The sequence below is a fragment of the Arthrobacter sorbitolis genome (assembly GCF_054510995.1).
This window is the reverse complement of sequence record NZ_JBTNDM010000019.1, coordinates 25,273-42,651: the sequence shown is the minus strand read 5'-3', so window position 1 is coordinate 42,651 and position 17,379 is coordinate 25,273. Positions and strand designations below refer to the sequence as shown.

17 protein-coding genes are annotated in these 17,379 nt (G+C 71.6%); 11 read left to right on the top strand and 6 right to left on the bottom strand.

Features of this window, described 5'->3' with window-relative positions; translation table 11 throughout:
* Positions 1–190: 190 nt before the first annotated feature.
* The gene (locus ACX80K_RS17500; protein ID WP_459273186.1) at positions 191–1,171 is read right to left on the bottom strand and encodes a LacI family DNA-binding transcriptional regulator; all 981 of its coding nucleotides are present in this window, start codon (positions 1,169–1,171) and stop codon (positions 191–193) included.
* A 149-nt stretch (positions 1,172–1,320) separates the two neighbouring features.
* On the opposite strand from ACX80K_RS17500, the gene ACX80K_RS17495 reads away from it, so the two are divergent.
* Positions 1,321–2,460 carry an NAD(P)/FAD-dependent oxidoreductase gene (locus tag ACX80K_RS17495; protein WP_459273185.1) on the top strand — a complete coding sequence of 380 codons (1,140 nt, stop codon included), beginning with the start codon at positions 1,321–1,323 and terminating at the stop codon, positions 2,458–2,460.
* 4 nt (positions 2,461–2,464) lie between these two features.
* Entirely contained in the window at positions 2,465–3,352 is an 888-nt protein-coding gene (locus ACX80K_RS17490) for a sigma-70 family RNA polymerase sigma factor (protein WP_459273184.1), read from the top strand.
* A gap of 54 nt (positions 3,353–3,406) precedes the next feature.
* On the opposite strand, the gene ACX80K_RS17485 is transcribed toward ACX80K_RS17490, so the two are convergent.
* Complete coding sequence (locus ACX80K_RS17485; protein ID WP_459273183.1) at positions 3,407–4,486, bottom strand: AraC family transcriptional regulator; 1,080 nt, start codon at positions 4,484–4,486, stop codon at positions 3,407–3,409.
* Positions 4,487–4,556: 70 nt separating this feature from the next.
* Between ACX80K_RS17485 and ACX80K_RS17480 the strand changes: the two genes are divergently transcribed.
* The 6 genes from ACX80K_RS17480 (at position 4,557) to ACX80K_RS17455 (ending at position 9,409) form a co-directional block, all read left to right on the top strand.
* Complete coding sequence (locus ACX80K_RS17480; RefSeq protein ID WP_459273182.1) at positions 4,557–6,077, top strand: flavin-containing monooxygenase; 1,521 nt, start codon at positions 4,557–4,559, stop codon at positions 6,075–6,077.
* Positions 6,074–6,925, top strand: coding sequence for an SDR family NAD(P)-dependent oxidoreductase (locus ACX80K_RS17475; protein WP_459273181.1), 852 nt, complete (start codon positions 6,074–6,076; stop codon positions 6,923–6,925). Before ACX80K_RS17480 ends, ACX80K_RS17475 begins: the two co-directional genes overlap by 4 nt.
* The gene (locus ACX80K_RS17470) at positions 6,922–7,830 is read left to right on the top strand and encodes an alpha/beta fold hydrolase (protein WP_459273180.1); all 909 of its coding nucleotides are present in this window, start codon (positions 6,922–6,924) and stop codon (positions 7,828–7,830) included. The genes ACX80K_RS17475 and ACX80K_RS17470 overlap by 4 nt, the downstream gene beginning before the upstream one ends.
* Before the next feature lie 43 nt (positions 7,831–7,873).
* Positions 7,874–8,434 (top strand): dihydrofolate reductase family protein, encoded by a 561-nt coding sequence (locus tag ACX80K_RS17465; RefSeq protein WP_459273179.1) that lies wholly within the window; start codon positions 7,874–7,876, stop codon positions 8,432–8,434.
* A gap of 63 nt (positions 8,435–8,497) precedes the next feature.
* Positions 8,498–8,842 (top strand): cupin domain-containing protein, encoded by a 345-nt coding sequence (locus tag ACX80K_RS17460; protein WP_459273178.1) that lies wholly within the window; start codon positions 8,498–8,500, stop codon positions 8,840–8,842.
* 183 nt (positions 8,843–9,025) lie between these two features.
* Positions 9,026–9,409 carry a hypothetical protein gene (locus ACX80K_RS17455; RefSeq protein ID WP_459273177.1) on the top strand — a complete coding sequence of 128 codons (384 nt, stop codon included), beginning with the start codon at positions 9,026–9,028 and terminating at the stop codon, positions 9,407–9,409.
* 100 nt (positions 9,410–9,509) lie between these two features.
* On the opposite strand, the gene ACX80K_RS17450 is transcribed toward ACX80K_RS17455, so the two are convergent.
* Positions 9,510–10,484: an alpha/beta hydrolase gene (locus ACX80K_RS17450; RefSeq protein ID WP_459273188.1), complete on the bottom strand. Its 975-nt coding sequence runs from the start codon at positions 10,482–10,484 to the stop codon at positions 9,510–9,512.
* A gap of 168 nt (positions 10,485–10,652) precedes the next feature.
* Between ACX80K_RS17450 and ACX80K_RS17445 the strand changes: the two genes are divergently transcribed.
* A complete protein-coding gene (locus tag ACX80K_RS17445; RefSeq protein WP_459273176.1) occupies positions 10,653–12,455 on the top strand; it encodes a bifunctional metallophosphatase/5'-nucleotidase in 1,803 nt (600 codons plus the stop codon).
* A gap of 97 nt (positions 12,456–12,552) precedes the next feature.
* Positions 12,553–13,107: a GNAT family N-acetyltransferase gene (locus ACX80K_RS17440; protein WP_459273175.1), complete on the top strand. Its 555-nt coding sequence runs from the start codon at positions 12,553–12,555 to the stop codon at positions 13,105–13,107.
* A 21-nt stretch (positions 13,108–13,128) separates the two neighbouring features.
* On the opposite strand, the gene ACX80K_RS17435 is transcribed toward ACX80K_RS17440, so the two are convergent.
* From ACX80K_RS17435 to ACX80K_RS17425, 3 genes are all read right to left on the bottom strand, one after another.
* Positions 13,129–13,449 (bottom strand): putative quinol monooxygenase, encoded by a 321-nt coding sequence (locus ACX80K_RS17435; RefSeq protein ID WP_459273174.1) that lies wholly within the window; start codon positions 13,447–13,449, stop codon positions 13,129–13,131.
* Between the two features lie 96 nt (positions 13,450–13,545).
* Positions 13,546–15,825 (bottom strand): YhgE/Pip family protein, encoded by a 2,280-nt coding sequence (locus ACX80K_RS17430; RefSeq protein ID WP_459273173.1) that lies wholly within the window; start codon positions 15,823–15,825, stop codon positions 13,546–13,548.
* Between the two features lie 3 nt (positions 15,826–15,828).
* Positions 15,829–16,653 (bottom strand): ATP-binding cassette domain-containing protein, encoded by an 825-nt coding sequence (locus ACX80K_RS17425; RefSeq protein WP_459273172.1) that lies wholly within the window; start codon positions 16,651–16,653, stop codon positions 15,829–15,831.
* 64 nt (positions 16,654–16,717) lie between these two features.
* On the opposite strand from ACX80K_RS17425, the gene ACX80K_RS17420 reads away from it, so the two are divergent.
* Positions 16,718–17,362: a TetR/AcrR family transcriptional regulator gene (locus ACX80K_RS17420; protein ID WP_459273171.1), complete on the top strand. Its 645-nt coding sequence runs from the start codon at positions 16,718–16,720 to the stop codon at positions 17,360–17,362.
* The last annotated feature ends 17 nt before the right edge of the window (positions 17,363–17,379 follow it).

The window sequence follows — 17,379 nt, the reverse complement described above, 5'->3', positions numbered from 1 at the left end:
GGGGGGGGGGGGGGGGGGGGGGTGGGGGGGAGGAAAGAGAAGGAAGAGAAGAGGAGGTGGGGGGGGCCCGGCCCCCCCCCCCCCCCCCGCCTGTGGCTGCATGCCTACGAGTACTGTTCACACCCCTGTGGCAGTGGACCTGCGTCGGCTTACCCGTCTGCGTCGCACCCCCCCGGCGTGCCTCCTGGATTTAGACCGACTCCCGCTCCACGAGGTGCAGCCCATAGCCCGGGTGGGACGGCTTCTCCACGCCGTCCAGGTCTGCCAGCACCAGTGCGGCCAGGTAGCGGGCCTGCACCTCGATCGACTGCGAGACCGTCGTGAGCGGCGGCGAGGCGAGCCGCGCCGCCGGGACGTCGTCGACGCCCACCACCGCACAGTCGTCCGGGCAGGACAGCCGTTCGGCCCGCACGCCGGCGAGGACCGCGAGCGCGACGTCGTCGTTGTAGGCGGCGACACCGGTGACGTCCTGCTCCCGCCAGTGACGGACAGCCGTGGCGGCGTCCGCGACGTGGAGCCCGACCGGGAGGACCACGGGTGCCGGGAGCTCCAGGTCCGCGCAGGTCCGCCTGACGCCGAGGAGGCGGTCGCGGGCGAAGACCCCGAGCCGTCCATCGGGAGGCCAGGCGTAGCCGATCCGCCGATGTCCGCGGTCCGTGAGGTGGCGGACCTGCAGTGCGCCGATCGCGAGCTGGCTCTCGGCGGGGAGGTCCGCGTCGGGCTGGCGCTCCTCGCCGAGGGTCCCGAGGACCTGGATGCCGGCCCGGCGCATCGCGGAGAGATCCTCGTCGGCGAAGGGGGCGAAACCGATCACCGCACGGGGTGTGACGGCCCGCCAGAGGTCCGAGAGCGGCCTCGTGCCCCTGCCGTGGTATACGAGGACGGACAGGCCCCGCCCGGACAGTCCGTCGGCGAGCTCGTCGAGCAGCGTCTCGATGACCGGGCCCACGGGCCAGTCGGGCAGGATGCACAGCACGAGGTCGCTGTGTCCGGTGCGCAGCGCGCGGGCCGCGGCGGAGGGTGCATACCCGAGCCGGGCTGCGGTCTCGCGCACGCGGCGCCGGGTCGCCTCCGAGACGCTGACGCCGTCCCGCCCCGTCAGGACATAGCTGACGGTGGTGCGTGAGACGCCGCTCTCGCGGGCCACGTCCGCGCTCGTGATGCCCGTCATCGCTCCCCCTTCGCCGCTCTCGTGCGTTGCCAGCAAGTGTAGGTCGACGAGATGCGGCTCTCCCTCGCTACCGACCACGTGGACGTGTCACAAACCGTGCCCGGCCGGTGTCCTATGAGCACAGGGATCCCTCGAGAAAGTGGAACGTCATGGACGGGAAGACACGCGTAGTGGTGCTGGGCGGCGGATACGCCGGGGTGATGGCCGCCAACCGCCTCGCCGGGAGCCGACAGGCACCCGCGGTGGAGGTGACCCTCGTCGATCCGGGACCGCACTTCACGGAGCGGATCCGGTTGCATCAGCTCGCCGCAGGAAGCCGCGACGAGGCAGGGGTCGACTGGACGGAGGTGCTCCACCCGCAGGTTCGACACCTGCGGAGCCGGGCGGTGAGCATCGACGCGGAGACCCGGATCGTCGCGCCGGCCCACCTCGAGCCGGTGCACTTCGACTGGTTGATCTATGCGGTCGGCAGCGGGGAACAGCCGACGTCGCTGCTATCGGTGACCAATCCCGCCGCCGCCAGGACGACCCGGGACAGGGTGACCGGCCTGCCGGCGGGAGCGACGGTCACGATCGCCGGTGCAGGCCCCACCGGAGTGGAGGTGGCCTGTGCGGTCGCGGTGTCGCGCCCGGACCTCTCGATCGCCGTCGTCGCCCCCGCGGGCCTGAACCATCCGCTGACCGCGCACTCCACGGTGGCGCGACGGCTGCGCCACCTCGGCATCACGGTGGAGGACGGCAGGGTGGATCGGGACACCGGGGCCGTCACCTCTGCGGACGGGAGCAGGCACCCTGCGGCGCACGCGGTGATCTGGACCGTCGGTCTGGCCTCGCCACGCCTGGCGTCGGACAGCGGCCTGCCCGTGGACGGTGACGGCCGGCTGATGGTGGATGCGACCCTCACCGTGCCGGGGCGGGAGCGGATCCTCGGGGCCGGCGATGCCGTCGCCGTACAGGGCGTCGCGGGACAGCGCCTGCGGGCATCCTGCGCATCGGCACTCCCGATGGGTGCCCACGCGGCCGACACCGTACTGGCCCGGCTGGCCGGCAGGACGCCCGACGCGATCGACATCGGGTACCTCCTGCAGTGCCTGGACCTGGGCGCGGGGCACGGGCACGTACGGGCCGTACACCCGGACGACACCGCACGCCCCTGGGCCCTGGCCGGTCGGGCCGGCGGCTGGGCCAAGGAGCAGGTGTGCCGCATGACCGTGACCTGGCTTGCACGCGAGGCACGCCGCCCGGGGTCCTTCACCTGGCCGCCCGGACCTGCCGCATCCGTACACTGACGTCGTGACCACCATCCCGGACCAGGACGAGCTGTTCCTCGCCCACCGCTCGATGGTGTTCGCGATCGCCTACGAGATCCTGGGCTCCCGGGCCGATGCCGAGGACATCGTCCAGGAGACCTACCTGCGCTGGGCGGCCGTGGACGGAACCACCGTGCGGAACGCCCGGGCGTACCTCGCGACCACTGCCGGCCACGCCGCACTCAACCACGTGCGCACGGTGGAACGGCGCCGGGAGGACTACCCGAGGCCGTGGCTGCCCGAACCCCTCGTGTCCGACGGCGAGAGCCCGGAGCACCGGCTCCTGGTCGAGGAACAACTCACGTACGCGCTGTCCGTGGTCCTGCAGCAGGGCACGCCGGAGCAACGTGCCGTCTTCATGCTCCACGACGTCTTCGGGCTGCCCTACCCCGACATCGCCGCAGCGATGGGCAGGACCCAGGCCGCGGTTCGCCAGATCGCCCATCGCGCCCGCGCACGGCTCGACGCCGCGTTCGGCACGCAGGTCGGTGCCAAGACCGCGGAGAAAGACGCCGCGGAAGTGCTCGACGCCTTCCTGGCCGCCGTCGCCACCGGGGACCTCCGGGCGCTGATCGACGTGCTGGCCCCGGACGCCGTCCTGCTCTCCGACGGTGGTGGCAGGGTGGTCGCCGCCCGCAAGCCGATCCTCGGCGCCGAGGCCATCGCGGGTTTCCTCCTCAGGATCGCCCGCGCCCCGGAACCCGACCTGCGGGCGGAGATCGCCCCGCTCAACGGTGGCCTGGGGGTCCTGGTCCATGCCGGTGCCCGACTCGAGCTGACCCTGGCCGTCGCGGTCGACGACCGACGAAGGATCACCGGCGTCTACCTCGTGCGCAATCCCGACAAGCTCCCGCAGCGGGGCAGCGCGTAAGCGCCCGGTGTCGCTGCGGCCGGGGTTCGGTTCGGTCCGGTCCGGCCCTGCAGGCTATTCCGACGACGGTGCGGCGATCCGGCCCGGTACCGGCGGAGGGCCGGCACGGAGCCCTGCCGGAGTACCAGCCGCACCCGCGTCGGCCCGGATCGCGCTCGGCGTCGTCACGTACCACCGGCGGACGCAGCGGGTCAGGGCCGACTGCTCGGACAGGCCCACGAGCCCGGCGACCTGCTGCAGCGGCAGGTCGGTGCGCGTGAGCAACCGGAGCGCGGCGTCGCGGCGGGCGTCGTCGAGCAGGGCCTCGAACGTGACGCCCTCGGCGGCCAGGCGCCGCTGGAGCGTGCGCGGATGCATCCCGAGAAGCCGGGCAGCGGACTCGATCCGCGGCGGGGACGTGCCGAGCATGCCGTCGATGGCGTTCCGGACCTGCGGGGCGACGACACGACCGGGCTCCGGGAAATGGCTGTGGAGGTACTCGAGGGCGATCTCCCGAAGCGTCCCGTCGACACCGACCAGTGGCCGGTCCAGCAGGCTCCGTGGCACGCGCAGGAGCGAGGCCGCCTGCCCGAACCGCACGTCCGCCCCGAAGAACTCGGCGTACCGGGACGCGGGGGCCTTCGGCTGGTGGGAGAGGTGGACGGAGTGGAGCCCGTAGGGTCCGTCCACGAGGAAGCGGATCATGCGGTGCGCGAAGGCGAGGATGGCATCGGTCGCCTGGCGCGGCGGCGTCCCCTGGGACGATCCGTAGCACAGGCCCACCTCCCCGGCACGCCCCTCAGGGTCCGGCACGATGGTGAAGCGCAGCACGGGGCTGTGGAGGAAGAGGAACTGGGACGCGCACCCGAGTGCGGCACCGACCGTCGGCGAGTTCTGCACGGCGACGGCGAGCGGACCGAGGATCCCGATGTCCTGGTACTCCGACATGCGCAGGCCCAGGTCGGGGCAGGGCAGCTCACGCGCTGCGCCCTCCAGGAGCTTCGCCATGGCGACGTCGGAGACGAGGACGTCGTCGCTGCCCAGCGCCTCCAGCGGCACACGGTACCGTGCGGCGAGCGCAGCGGCATCACCCCCGAACTGCCCGACGACGTCGCTGAAGCCACGCATGCCGGCGGAACGGATGACGGAGCCCATGTCGTCCAAGGGTAAATAGGTGTCGCGCGAAGTCAAGCCCTGCCCCGACGGCGGCCGGAATAATGGAGGGATGGACACTCCCCTCGAACATCTCGACGTCGTCATCGTCGGCGCCGGTCTCTCCGGCATCGGCGCCGCCTACCGGGTCTCCACCGGACTGCCCGGCAAGAGCTTCGCCGTCCTCGAAGCGCGCGCGGCCATCGGCGGCACGTGGGACCTCTTCCGCTACCCGGGGGTCCGCTCCGACAGCGATATGTTCACCCTCGGCTACCCGTTCCGCCCCTGGACCGAGGCGAAGGCGATCGCCGACGGCTCGTCGATCCTGCAGTACATCCGCGAGACCGCCGACGACCCCCGCATCCGTGAGCGCATCCGCTTCTCCAGCAAGCTGATCAGCGCCGCCTGGTCCTCGGCCGACGCCCACTGGACACTGGACCTGGACGTGACGGCCGACGACGGCAGCGCCCGCACGGTCGAACGCCGGCGGCTCACCTGCGGGTTCCTCTACCTGTGCAGCGGCTACTACGACTACGACCACGGGTACGAGCCGTCCTTCCCCGGCTACGAGTCCTTCCAGGGCGAGACGGTCCGCCCCCAGTTCTGGCCCGAGGACCTCGACTACGCGGGCAAGCGCGTCGTCGTGATCGGCAGTGGCGCCACCGCCGTCACGCTCGTGCCGTCCATGGCGAAGGACGCCGCGCACGTCACCATGCTGCAGCGCTCCCCCACCTACATCACGGCCGTGCCGAGCCGGGACAGGTTCTCGGACACCGCACGCCGACACCTCCCCGCCGGGATCGCCCACCACGTGGCCCGCGCCAAGAACGTCCTGTTCACGCAGGCGTTCTACCAGCTGTGCCGCCGCCGCCCGGAGATCGCCAGGAAGCTCATCAGGACCCAGACGGCGCGGATCCTCGGTGACGAGAAGACCGTGGAGGAGAACTTCACGCCCGCCTACAACCCGTGGGACCAGCGCCTCTGCGTGGCACCGAGCGCCGACTTCTTCAAGGCCCTGAAGTCCGGCAGGGCCTCCGTGGTCACGGACACCATCGACACCTTCACCCCGGGCGGGATCCGCCTCTCCTCGGGCCGGGAACTCGAGGCCGACGTCGTCGTCCCCGCGACCGGGCTGGCGATGCTGCCGCTCGGCGGCGCCACCTTCACCGTGGACGGGCAGCCCGTGAACCTCGGCGACTCCTGGGTGTACCGGGGGCTGATGGTCAGCGGTGTCCCCAACCTCGCCCTCTGCGTGGGCTACACCAACGCGTCGTGGACGCTCCGGGCCGACCTCAGCTCGCGCTACGTCTGCCGTCTCATCCGGTACATGGACCGCCACGGGCACCGCTACGGAGCCCCCGCCGTCGACGGCGAGATGAAGGCCCGCCCCATCCTCGACCTGACCTCCGGGTACGTGCAGCGCGCCGTCTCCGCCTTCCCCAAGCAGGGCGACCGGCAGCCGTGGACCATGCGGCAGAACTACCTGCTCGACGCCCCCACCGCACTCCGCGGCAACCTGGGGAAGAACATGGTCTTCGACGCCCCCACCCCGCCCGCCGTCCCGGCGCCCGACCTGCAGGAGATCCACGCATGAGCATCCGACCCTTCCACTTCGCCGGCGCGACCGCTGTCGTCACCGGAGCCGCGGGAGGCATGGGAGAGCACCTCGCCCGCGGCCTCGCCGAGCGGGGCAGCACCCTGCTGATCGTCGACCGCGACGCGGAGGGGCTCGACGCCGTCGCCTCCTCCATCCGCGCCACCTATCCGGGCAGCACGGTCACCACGTTCGTGGCCGACCTCGCGGACCGCGACGCCGTCGAACGCCTCGCCGCCGACCTGCTGGCCGCGACCGACCGCGTGGATCTCCTGGTCAACAACGCCGGCGTCGCACTGGCCGGACGGTTCGACCAGATCAGCCTGGACGACTTCGACTGGGTCATGGCCATCAACTTCTCCGCCCCCGTCCAGCTCACGCACCATCTGCTGCCGAGGATGACGCCGGGAGCCCACATCGTGAACGTCTCGAGCCTGTTCGGCCTCGTGGGGCCCAGGGGCCAGACCGCCTACTCGTCCAGCAAGTTCGCACTGCGCGGGTTCACCGAGGCACTCCGCAACGAACTGCTGCCCCGCGGGATCGGCACCACGACCGTGCATCCCGGCGGTATCCGGACGAACATCGCGCTCAACGCGCGCATCGGCGGGAACCTGAGCGACGTCGACGTGAAGCGGGCCAAGGACGACTTCCACAAGCTGCTCACCTTCCCCGCCGACAGGGCCGCGGAACTCATGCTCGAAGCCGTCAGGGCCCGCCGGCCACGCCTGCTGATCGGCATCAGCGCCAAGGTGCCCGACGTCGTCGCCCGCGTGGCGCCGATGTCCTTCGGCACCCTCGAGCGCAGCGGCACGAGGCTCCTGCGCCTCGCCGGGAAGGTCCGGCGATGAGCGCCGCCGGCACCGGTCGCGCCCGGGCGACGCGCACCACCTCGCCGTCGGCGCCCGACGACGGCTACCTGAGCGTGAACGGGATCCGTGTCCGCTACCGCGACGCGGGTGTGCAGGAGGGGCCTCCCGTCCTCCTGCTGCACGGGATCGGCCGCAGCCTGGAGGACTGGGAGGGCCTGTACGGGCGGCTGGCCGCCGACCACCGCGTCATCAGCATGGACCTGCCGGGCTTCGGCCTCTCCGAGCGCACCGAAGGCCGGTATTCGCTGGAATCGCTCGCGCGATTCGTGATCGCGGCCCTGGATCTCCTGGGCGAGCATCGTCCGCTGCACGTGGTCGGCAACTCACTGGGCGGGGCGATCGCCCTGAAGATCAGCGCGCTCGAACCAGAGCGCGTGCGGAGCCTCGTACTCGCCAACAGTGCGGGCTTCGGCAAGGAGGTGACCATCGCGCTGCGCGTCATCGCCATCCGCCCCCTCGCTCGACGGCTCCTGAAGGACAAGTCCCGCAAGGTCGCGTACCGCACGGAACGGGCGCTGTTCTACGACAAGAAGTTCGTCACCGACGAGCGACTCGACCGCGCGCAGGAGGTGAGCCGGAACCCGGGGCGCGACGACGTCCTGATCGCCGTCGCGAGCCACCTCGGGACCTTCCGCGGGGTACGGCGACGCTGGCGGACACAGCTGCTCCGGACGGTCGCGGCGCAGCACAAGCCGACGCTCGTGGTGTGGGGCGACGAGGACCGCATCCTGCCGGCGTCGCACCTCGAGCACGCCCGCGCGGTCTTCCCCCACGCGGAGTTCCACCTGTTCGAGAAGACCGGGCACATGCCGCAGATCGAACGGGAGGAGGAGTTCGACGCCCTCGTCCGGCGGTTCATCCGCGGCGTCGAGGAGCAGGGGTAGCCGGCACCCTTTCCGCAGCGCCCGCCGGATGGTGGAATGAGCCATGACGCGCGTCATCTTCTACACGGCCTCCACCCTCAACGGCTTCCTCGCGGACGAGCACAACTCCCTCGACTGGCTCTTCGCCGTCGAGCCTCCCCCGGCCGAACACTACGAGCGCTTCCTCGCTTCGACGGGCGTGCTCGTGGAGGGCTCGACCACGTACGAATGGGTGCTGGCGTTCGAGAAGCTCCTCGAGGAGCCTGCGAAGTGGCGGACCCTGTACGGGGACAGGCCCACGTTCGTCTTCACCACGCGCGACCTGCCCATCCCCGAGGGTGCCGACGTGCGGCTCGTCTCGGGTGACGTCCGCCCGGTGTTCGAGCGCGCGCTCGAGGCAGCGGGAGGGCGTGACATCTGGATCGTCGGCGGCGGCGACCTGGCCGGCCAGTTCCTCGCCGCCGGCCTGCTGGACGAGATCCAGGTGGCGATCGCCCCCGTCGCCCTGACCGGAGGAGCCCCGCTGCTGCCCCTGCGCGTCGCATCGGACCGGCTGACCCTCCGCTCCGCCGAGCAGCAGGGGCAGTTCGCCGTGCTCGTCTACGACGTCGCGCGGGAGGCCTGAGCGGGGTTCCGACTGGGCCCAGGTCCTCTGGCCGGCGCCGAGGGAGCGGCGTACAGTCCAGCCATGATCAACGACGATCCGACCATCACGGACCCCGACCACTACTCCGTGCTCTGGGAGAACGACTTCGTCCGGGTCCTGGAATACGTCGACGAACCCGGGGACCGGACGACGCCGCACGACCACCCGAACAGCGTCCTCGTCCCGCTGACCTCGTTCTCGCGCCGACTCTCCTCCGGCGACAGAGTGTTCGACACGCACCTGTCCGCGGGCCAGGCCGTCTGGCTCCCGGCGCAACGGCACTCCGGGGAGAACACGGGCAGGACGCCCACCCGCGGCATCCTCGTGGAACTGAAGGGCGCCTCGGCGGGAGACGCGTCCCCCGAGACCCTCGGCCCCGATGCGTAGCGGTCCCGGCTGTACCTGCGGACGGGGCCGGCTTCGCCCCGATCACGGCGGATCTTGATGAAACCCCGAGCTCCCCTGCGCTCCAGCTTCATGTCGCACGGAAAGACTGGGTGTCCGGTGGGGACCAGGGAAGGGCCCACCCGGGCGCCCTTCGACCACCGGTCCGGCGGAGGAGGAGCGAGGGTGCAGCCCATCATCGACAAGGCGGCCTTCTCCAGGCTCGTCGCCGACCTGGGCTCCCGGCGGGCCGCTGCATCCTTCGTCTCCCGGTTCACGGACCTGCTGGACGACCACATCCTCACCATCGAACGCTCCTTCCGCAGCGCCGACCCCCAGCAGTGGCGCGACGCAGCCCTGGGGCTCCGACTCGCGGCGGCGAAGGCCGGGGCCGGGAGGCTCCAGGCCACCGCGGCCCTGCTGCTCGAGCCGGACGCACGGGACGCCCGCTCCGCACCGGCGCTCATCGGTCACCTGCGATCCGACGCCAGGGTGTTCACGCTGGCCCACTCGGCGATGTGCGAGGAGCAGGCCCTCGCCGAACGGCTGGCCGCACGCCGGCCGGCGTGACGACGCCGGACTCCGGCACGCCCCCGACGGCCGACCGATCCGCGTCAGCTCCCGGGAGCCGGCGATGCAGGTCGGCCTGGGGGGGGGCCGCCGACCCGGGTCAACGCTCGGGAGCCGCCGGGACGTACGCCTCCTGCCACCGTGCGAGTTCGGCGAAGAACGTGGACCGGGCCGGTTCCGGCGAGAGCGTGAGGTCGTGGATGCCGCCGGCGATCCGCACCAGCGTGACGAGCCCGCCGAGCTTCGGCGCACGGGCGGCGATGTGTGCGACGTCGAGCACCACGTCCGTGGACGACACCCTCGCGGGCTCCTTCGCCGGGTTAGAGGTGGCATCGGAACACGCCACGAGGACGGGGCAGTCGATGGCGAGGCCCCGGTTGAGCTCGGCGTGCCCGCGGCGGATGCCCGCGAGCCAGGCGGCGACAACGGGGAACCCCCCGTGCGGCTTCCAGGTCAGGCTGTAGTCCCACTCCCCGCCGGTGTCGCGGTGCAGGAAGTGGCCGTAGGACACACCGAGCCTCCCGACGACGGCCCGCGGCCTGACCGTCCCGATCCTGTGGACGGCAGCCGTTCCGAGGGTGCGCTGGAACAGGCTCGCATTGAGGTCGAACCAGGGGCTGTTGAGGACGAGTGCGTCGACGATCCCCCGCCCGCGGCGCCGGTGCGCCCAGAGGGACGTGACCAGTCCTCCCGTCGAGTGGCCCATGACCACGAGGACGTCGTGCCCCTCGTCCTCGCGGATGATGCGTGCCGCCTCGTCGAGTTCCTCGTCGTAGTCCTCGAGGGACGTGACGTAGTTCGGGGTCTGGTGCCCGAGGAGGGACCGCCCGTACTTGCGGAGGTCGACCGCGTAGAAATCGAAACCGGCCTCGTGCCAGGCGTCGGCGAGGTGGGTCTGGAAGAAGTAGTCCACGAAGCCGTGCACGTAGAGCACGGCCCTGCGCGATCCGCCGGGAACGGTGCTGCGGATCAGGGTCGCCACCACGTCGCCCTCGTCGTCGGGACGCAGCGGAAGCGTCCGCACCTCGTACCCGGTACCCAGTACGTCCTCGCGATACGCGTCCTGCTGATCCACCTGCGTCAAGTCTGCGGTCCTCCCCGGTCTGTCCCTGCCCGCGCGTCCCTGGAGCGGGCGCCCGGCGCCGGACCCCCTCCGTTCACCGGGAGCAAGGCCAGCGTCACCAGTGTGTCACCGGTCACGGGTAGTCTGCTGCCACCGCATCCCTACAGGAGTTGATTCCACGTGTCACAGAGTTTCACCACGGGCCACCGCCGCGCCGCCGCAGCGGTCGCCATCGGCTGTATCGCAGCCCTCGGACTCGCACCCGCCGCGACCGCCGCACCCGGCGGGACCAAGGGCCCGAAGGACCCGACGGTCTCGATCACCGTGATGGGTACCAGCGACCTCCACGGCTACATCGAGAACTGGGACTACTTCACCGATGCGGAGTACGACGACGCCGCGCACAACGACGTCGGACTCGCCAAGATCTCCACCCTCGTGAACCGGGTCCGCGCGGACCGCGGCGCCGAATCGACCCTCCTGATCGACAACGGCGACACCATCCAGGGCACCTCCCTGACCGACTACTTCGCCACGGTGGAACCCATCACCGAGACGGGTGAGACCCACCCCATGGCCGCCGCGATGAACGCGATGGGTTACGACGCCACGACGCTCGGGAACCACGAATTCAACTACGGGCTCCCGCTCCTGCGCACCTACGAGGAACAGCTCGAGTTCCCGCTGCTCGGCGCCAACGTCAAGGACGCGACCACCGGCGAGGACGCCTTCACGCCCTACGTCATCAAGACGGTCAAGCTCAAGGGCCAGAAGCCCATCAACGTCGGCATCCTCGGGCTCACCACGCCCGGCAGCGCCATCTGGGACAAGAACAACGTCGAGGGCCGCCTCCGGTTCGACGACATGGTGGAACAGGCCCGGAAGTACGTCCCCGAGATGAGGTCCGCCGGCGCCGACGTCGTCGTCGTCAGCTCGCACTCCGGGCCCTCCGGCACGTCCTCCTACGGCGCCGGCCTGCCGGTCGAGAACGCCTCCACCCTCATCGCCGAGCAGGTTCCCGGGATCGACGCGATCCTCGCCGGCCACGAGCACCAGGAGATTCCGGAGCGGTTCGTCACGAACAAGCAGACCGGCGAGCAGGTGCTCCTGACCGAACCGAAGAACTGGGGCATGCGCCTGTCGGTCCTGGACTTCGAGCTCACGAAGGTCCGTGGCCAGTGGGATGTCACGTCGGCGAACTCGGAACTGCTCGACACCGACACGGTGCCGGCGGATCCGAAGATCTCGGCCATCGCGGCCGACCAGCACCAGCGCGTCATCGACTACGTGAACACGCCGATCGGCGCAGCCACCGAGACGATGTCGGCCGCCGACGCGCGGATCCGCGACACGGCCGTCATGGACTTCGTCAACGAAGTCCAGGCCGGCGCGGTGGACAAGGCGCTCGAGGGGACACCGAACGCGGACCTGCCCGTCCTGTCCATCGTGGCGCCCTTCAACCGGGCCGCCGTCATCCCCGAAGGCCCCGTGACGATCCGCGACATGGCGGGCCTGTACGTCTTCCCGAACACGCTCTTCGGCGTCGAGCTGACCGGCGCGCAGGTCAAGGACTACCTCGAGTACTCGGCGAAGTACTTCGTCCAGACCGCTCCGGGCGCCCCCGTCGACCCTGCGACGCTGACCAACGCCGGAGGGACCCCCGACTACAACTACGACATGATGTCCGGCGTCTCCTACGACATCGACATCAGCAAGCCCGTCGGCCAGCGGATCGTGAACCTCAGCTACGGCGGGGCCCCGATCGATCCGGCCCAGCGCTTCGCCGTGGCCACGAACAACTACCGGCAGTCCGGCGGCGGCAACTTCCCGCACATCGCGACGGCCCCCGTGCTCGTGAACCAGACCACCGAGATCCGCCAGCTCCTGATCGACTACCTGATCGCCGAGGGCACGATCGACCCGGCCACGTTCTCCGAGGAGAACTGGAAGCTCACCCGCAACGGCGAGCCGGTCTTCGGCTAGGCCCCCATCGGCGCGGGGACACCCGTACCGAGGCTCCAGAACAGCAGGACGCGGACCCCGGTCCGCGTCCTGCTGTCGTTCGTCCTAGATTGGAGGCATGACCATCGACATCTCGCGGGCGACGGCCGACGACGCCGCCGCGCTCGCCGCCTGCGCCGCCGTCACCTTCCCCCTCGCCTGCCCTGCGGATTCGCGGCCCCAGGACATCCAGCGGCATATCGCCACGCACCTGTCGGCCGAACGGTTCGCGGCGCTCGCCGAGCTGCCGGGGCACACGCTGCTGTGCATCCGCGCGGACGGCGGGATCGCCGGCTGGAGCATGGTCGTCCTGGACCAGCCCACGGACACGGACGTGCTGGCCGCCCTCTCGATCTCGCCGGTCGCGGAGCTCAGCAAGTTCTACGTCCACCCCGACCACCACGGCCGGGGTTCGGCCCCGGCCCTGATGGTCGCGACCCTGGAACTCGCCGCGGCGTCGGGGCTGCCCGGCGTGTGGCTCGGCGTGAACCAGGAGAACGCCCGGGCCATCCGCTTCTACGAGAAGCACGGGTTCCGGAGGGTCGGTACCAAGCGCTTCCGCCTCGGCGACCGCTTCGAGGACGACTTCATCCTGCAGCAGGCACTTCCGGCACGTGCGGAGAGCGCCGCCTGACACCCTCCGCAGGCGATGCTCCTACGCGATCGTCAGCTCGCCCATGCGGCCCCAGCCCTCGGCACCGATGCGCTCGCTGATGATCTCCGGCGTCTCCACGAGGGCCTGCGGCATGTCCTGCATGGCCTGCGAGAAATGGCCGCTGTTCACGTGGGCCTCGGCGGCATCGTCCTGGAACGCCTCCACGAGGACGAACCGGTTCGGGTCCTCGACGCTGCGCGACCAGTCGAACCACAGGTTGCCCGGCTCTCGGCGGGTGGCCTCCGTGAAGTCCCGGGTGAGGTCGATCCAGCGGTCGCTCCACTCGGGCTTCACGGTGAACTTGACGACGATGAAGATCATGGGATGGTGCCTTCCTGACGTGGGTGGGTACCTCTCCAACCTAGGGGGTCGTCCCCCGGACCGCATGCGCACCGGGGCGATGCGGACACCCGGTTGTCAGATGGTGAGGCTCGGGTGCAGCTTCTCCAGGGACCAGGAACGCCGGCGGTGGGATGCCAGGACGGACACCCCCGCCGCGAGCACGAAGAACAGCAGCAGCTGCACGGCAGCGAGCCAGACGAAGCGGAGGTCGCCGCCCGCGATGAGGTGGCGTAACCCGTCGACGGCATGCGTCATGGGCAGCAGCGGACTGAGGAACCGGAAGAATCCCGGCGCGGTCGCCACGGGGTAGGTGCCGCCCGCCGAGGTGAGCTGCAGCATCAGCAGCACCAGCGCCACGAGCCGTCCCACCCCACCGAGGAGGGCGACGAGCGCCTGGTGGACGGCCGTGAACACCAGGGCGGTGAGGACCGTGAAGGCCAGCAGTCCCAGCGGGTGCGGCGTGGTCAGTCCGACACCCACGGCCAGGACACCCAGGAGCACCAGGGCCTGCAGCACGGCGAACAGCGCACCCTGCAGGTAGCCGGCAACCGAGATCCGCCATGACGCAGCCGTCGAGGCGAGAGCCCGTGGCGAGACCGCCCGCAGCACCGTGTACGTGATGATGCCGCCCACCCAGAGCGCCAGCGGGATGAAGTACGGTGCCATGCCCTCGCCGTAGGCGTCCACCGCATGGGCGTGCGTCCTGTCGATCGTGACCGGCGAGGCGGCGACGCCGCTCAGCTCTGCACGCTGGGCGGCGTCGTAGTCCGGCACCTGCCCGGCGCCCTGGTCGAGCTGCTGCGCGAGCTCCGAGGAACCGGCGGACAGCGTCCCGAGGCCGTCCTCGAGCTGCGTCGCGCCGTCGTACGCCCGGGTGGAACCGTCGGCCAGCCCCGCCGCTCCCCCGGCGACCTGCTCCGCACCGTCGCTCAGGGTCGATGCCCCTGCGGCGAGCTGCGTGGCGCCGTCGGAGGCCGACACGATCCCGTCCCGCAGGGCCGGCGCCCCGTCGGCGAGCGTGATGGTGCCGGCCTGGAGCTGCGCGAGCCCGTCGGCGAGGCCCACCGCACCGTCGGAGGCCTGTGCGGCTCCGGCGGCGACTCCGCCCGCGCCCCGGGAGAGGGCGGAGGCACCCGATGCCAGCACAGCGGCGCCATCGGCCGCGTCGGAGGCGCCCCCGGTGGCGGCTGCGGCCCCGGCGGCGAGGTCCGTGGACGACGTGGCAAGGCTTCCGGCGCCGGCCGCGATCCCCTCGCTGCCTGTGGCAGCACTGTCCGCGCCGGCGGCCAGCTGCTGGAGGGCGGCGAGCCGCTCGGCGTCGGTGAGGGAGCCGTAGGTCGCCGCGAGCCCGGCGAGGCCGTCGGCCACGGTCCGGGAACCGGTCGCTGCCTGCCCGGCGGCGGCCTGGAGCCGGGTGGCACCCGCCGAGAGGTCTCCCGCCCCGTCCCCGACCTGTAGCAGGCCGTCGGAGACCGACTGCGTCCCCGTGGCGAGCTGTGCGGCGCCGTCCCGCAGCGTCACCCCGCCTGCGGCTGCGGTTGCGGCTCCCTCTGCGAGCTGCTGCGACTGCGGCACGAGGTCCGCCGTCGCCGTGTCGAGTCGACCCAGGCCGGTGGCGAGATCGTCCGCCCCGGTCTCGAGATCGGCTGCACCGCTTGCCACCCGGGCGCTGCCGGAGGAGAGCTGGGCACTGCCGTCGACGAGGCTCCCCAGCCCGACGACGAGCGAGGCGGATCCCTCGTCGGCGCCCTGTGCGCCCTCGGCGATCCTGCCGGCGCCGTCGCCGGCCTCGGTGAGCTTGCCGTGGAGCGAGGAGAAGCCGAGGTAGATGCTGTCGAGGTAGTCCTCGGTCGCGCCGGACCGTACCTGACGCTGGAGGTTCGCGGCGACGGTGTTGCCCACCTGGCCCACGATGTAGCTGTCGGCGTCGTCGGTGGTGATGTCGAGCATGGCCCGGGCGGGGGCGTCGCCCCCGACGGACGCGAGGGTGGACGAGAACTCCGACGGGATGGTGAGGATCGCGGCGTAGGTGCCGTCGTCGAGGCTCTCCTGCGCCTCGTCGCCGCCGACCCGGACCCAGGTGAAGCCGGCCTCGTCGGAGGAGGTCAGCGACTCGGCGAGGTCGGCGCCGGCGGAGACGGAACGTCCGGCGCCGTCCGGTCCGGTGGCGGTGGCCGGCCGGTCCTCGTCGACGACGGCGGCCGTCAGGTGGTCGAGGTGGCCCGTGGGGTCCCAGTTGGCGGCGAGGTAGAGACCGCCGTAGAGGGCCGGGATGATCGCGATGACCAGCAGGGCGGCCCTGGCCGTGAGCGTGGTGCGGAAGCGGGAGAGTTCCGTGCGGAGCAGGGAGAACACGCGTTACCTGATTTCGGGTTCTGGGGCCGGGGGTGCCTCTAGGGTGTGGACCGTGACGGACCGCAGGGGCAGGGCCCCGAGGCGGTGGCCGGGGCCGAGGACGTCGGCGAGTTCCTGCCGGTCCTGGCACGTGGCGACGACGGTCAGCGGCGGGCCGCCCTCGCGCGGATGCCCGAGGGTGAGCAGTGCGGCCCAGGCGGCGCGGCGCTCGGGGGCGGTGCGGAGCCTGTCGACGTCGTCCACCACGAGGATGTCGGGATCGGAGGCGAGCGCGAGGACGAGGCCGAGCGCGAAGCGTGCCGCAGGGGTGGCGTCGCGGACGAGTTCGCTCCGGTGGAGCCGGGCCTGGACCAGGGGTGCCGCGCCGTCGCCGACCGCCTCCTCCAGGCCGCCCAGGAGGTCGTTGGCCGCAGTGATCGTGCGGTCCACGCGTTCCCGGGACGCGGAGGCCTTCCACCACGGGCCCGCCAGTTTCAGCGCCTCCGCGACGTGGTGCTTCACGGTGAGCGTGCCGTCGAGCGGTGCCACGGTGTCGTTGCCGGTGAAGCCCACCCTGCGGCGTACCGCGCCCGCGTGGCGGGGCAGCGCGAGCCCCAGGACCGTCGCATCCCCGGCGGTGGGGGTGAGCCGCCCGGCGAGGGCGAGCGCCAACGCTGTCTTCCCGGTGCCGGACGGCCCGGCGAGGACGGCCAGCGATCCCGTGGGGGCGTCGAAGGAGACGTCCTCGAAGATCGTCCGCTTGCCGGCGCGGAGCGCCAGCCCCTCGACGGAGACGGCGGGCGCGCCGTGAGCCGGACGAACGGTAGGGGCGGGGTGGGAGGTGGTCATGGCGTCCTTCATTTCAATACTGTCAGTATCCAATACCGATGGTATCGTAGTCCGAGGAGGACGGATGACGACTGGGACGATGGACAACGGCAGCACCACGGCGGGCAGACCCCGACGGCGACCCCGCCGCGAGGACGTCCGGGCCGGCCTGCTCGCGGCGGCACTCGAGGTCTTCGAGGAGATCGGCTACGTCGCCGCGCGCCTCGACACCATCGCCGAGCGCGCGGGCTACACGAAAGGCGCCGTCTACTCCAACTTCGGCTCCAAGCAGGAGCTCTTCGCCACCCTCCTGGGCGAGCGGCTCGCAGACACGGCGGCCGACGTCCTCAGCCAGATGGACGGGATCACCTCGCTCGACGAGACGGTGCTGCACACAGCCCGCTATCTCGCCCGCGGCGTCCTGCGGGAGCAGCGCTGGCATGCGCTCGTCGTCGAGTTCGCCCTGCAGGCCGGCCGCGACCCCGAGGTGGGCGCCGTGTTCCGCGAGCACCGGCGTACCCGGCGCACGCTCCTCGCCACGACGCTGGCCGAGCGTGGTGCGGCCTTCGGGGCGCCGTCGGACCCCGAGCACTACACGGTGTTCGCGACCATCCTCCTGGCGACCGTGAACGGCCTGGCCGTGGAGTGCGCGGCCGATCCCGATGCCGTCACCGAGGACCAGGTCACGGGGAGCATCGCGGCCGTCCTGCGCGCGGCCCTCACACGGTAGGACCTCCAGGAGGTACG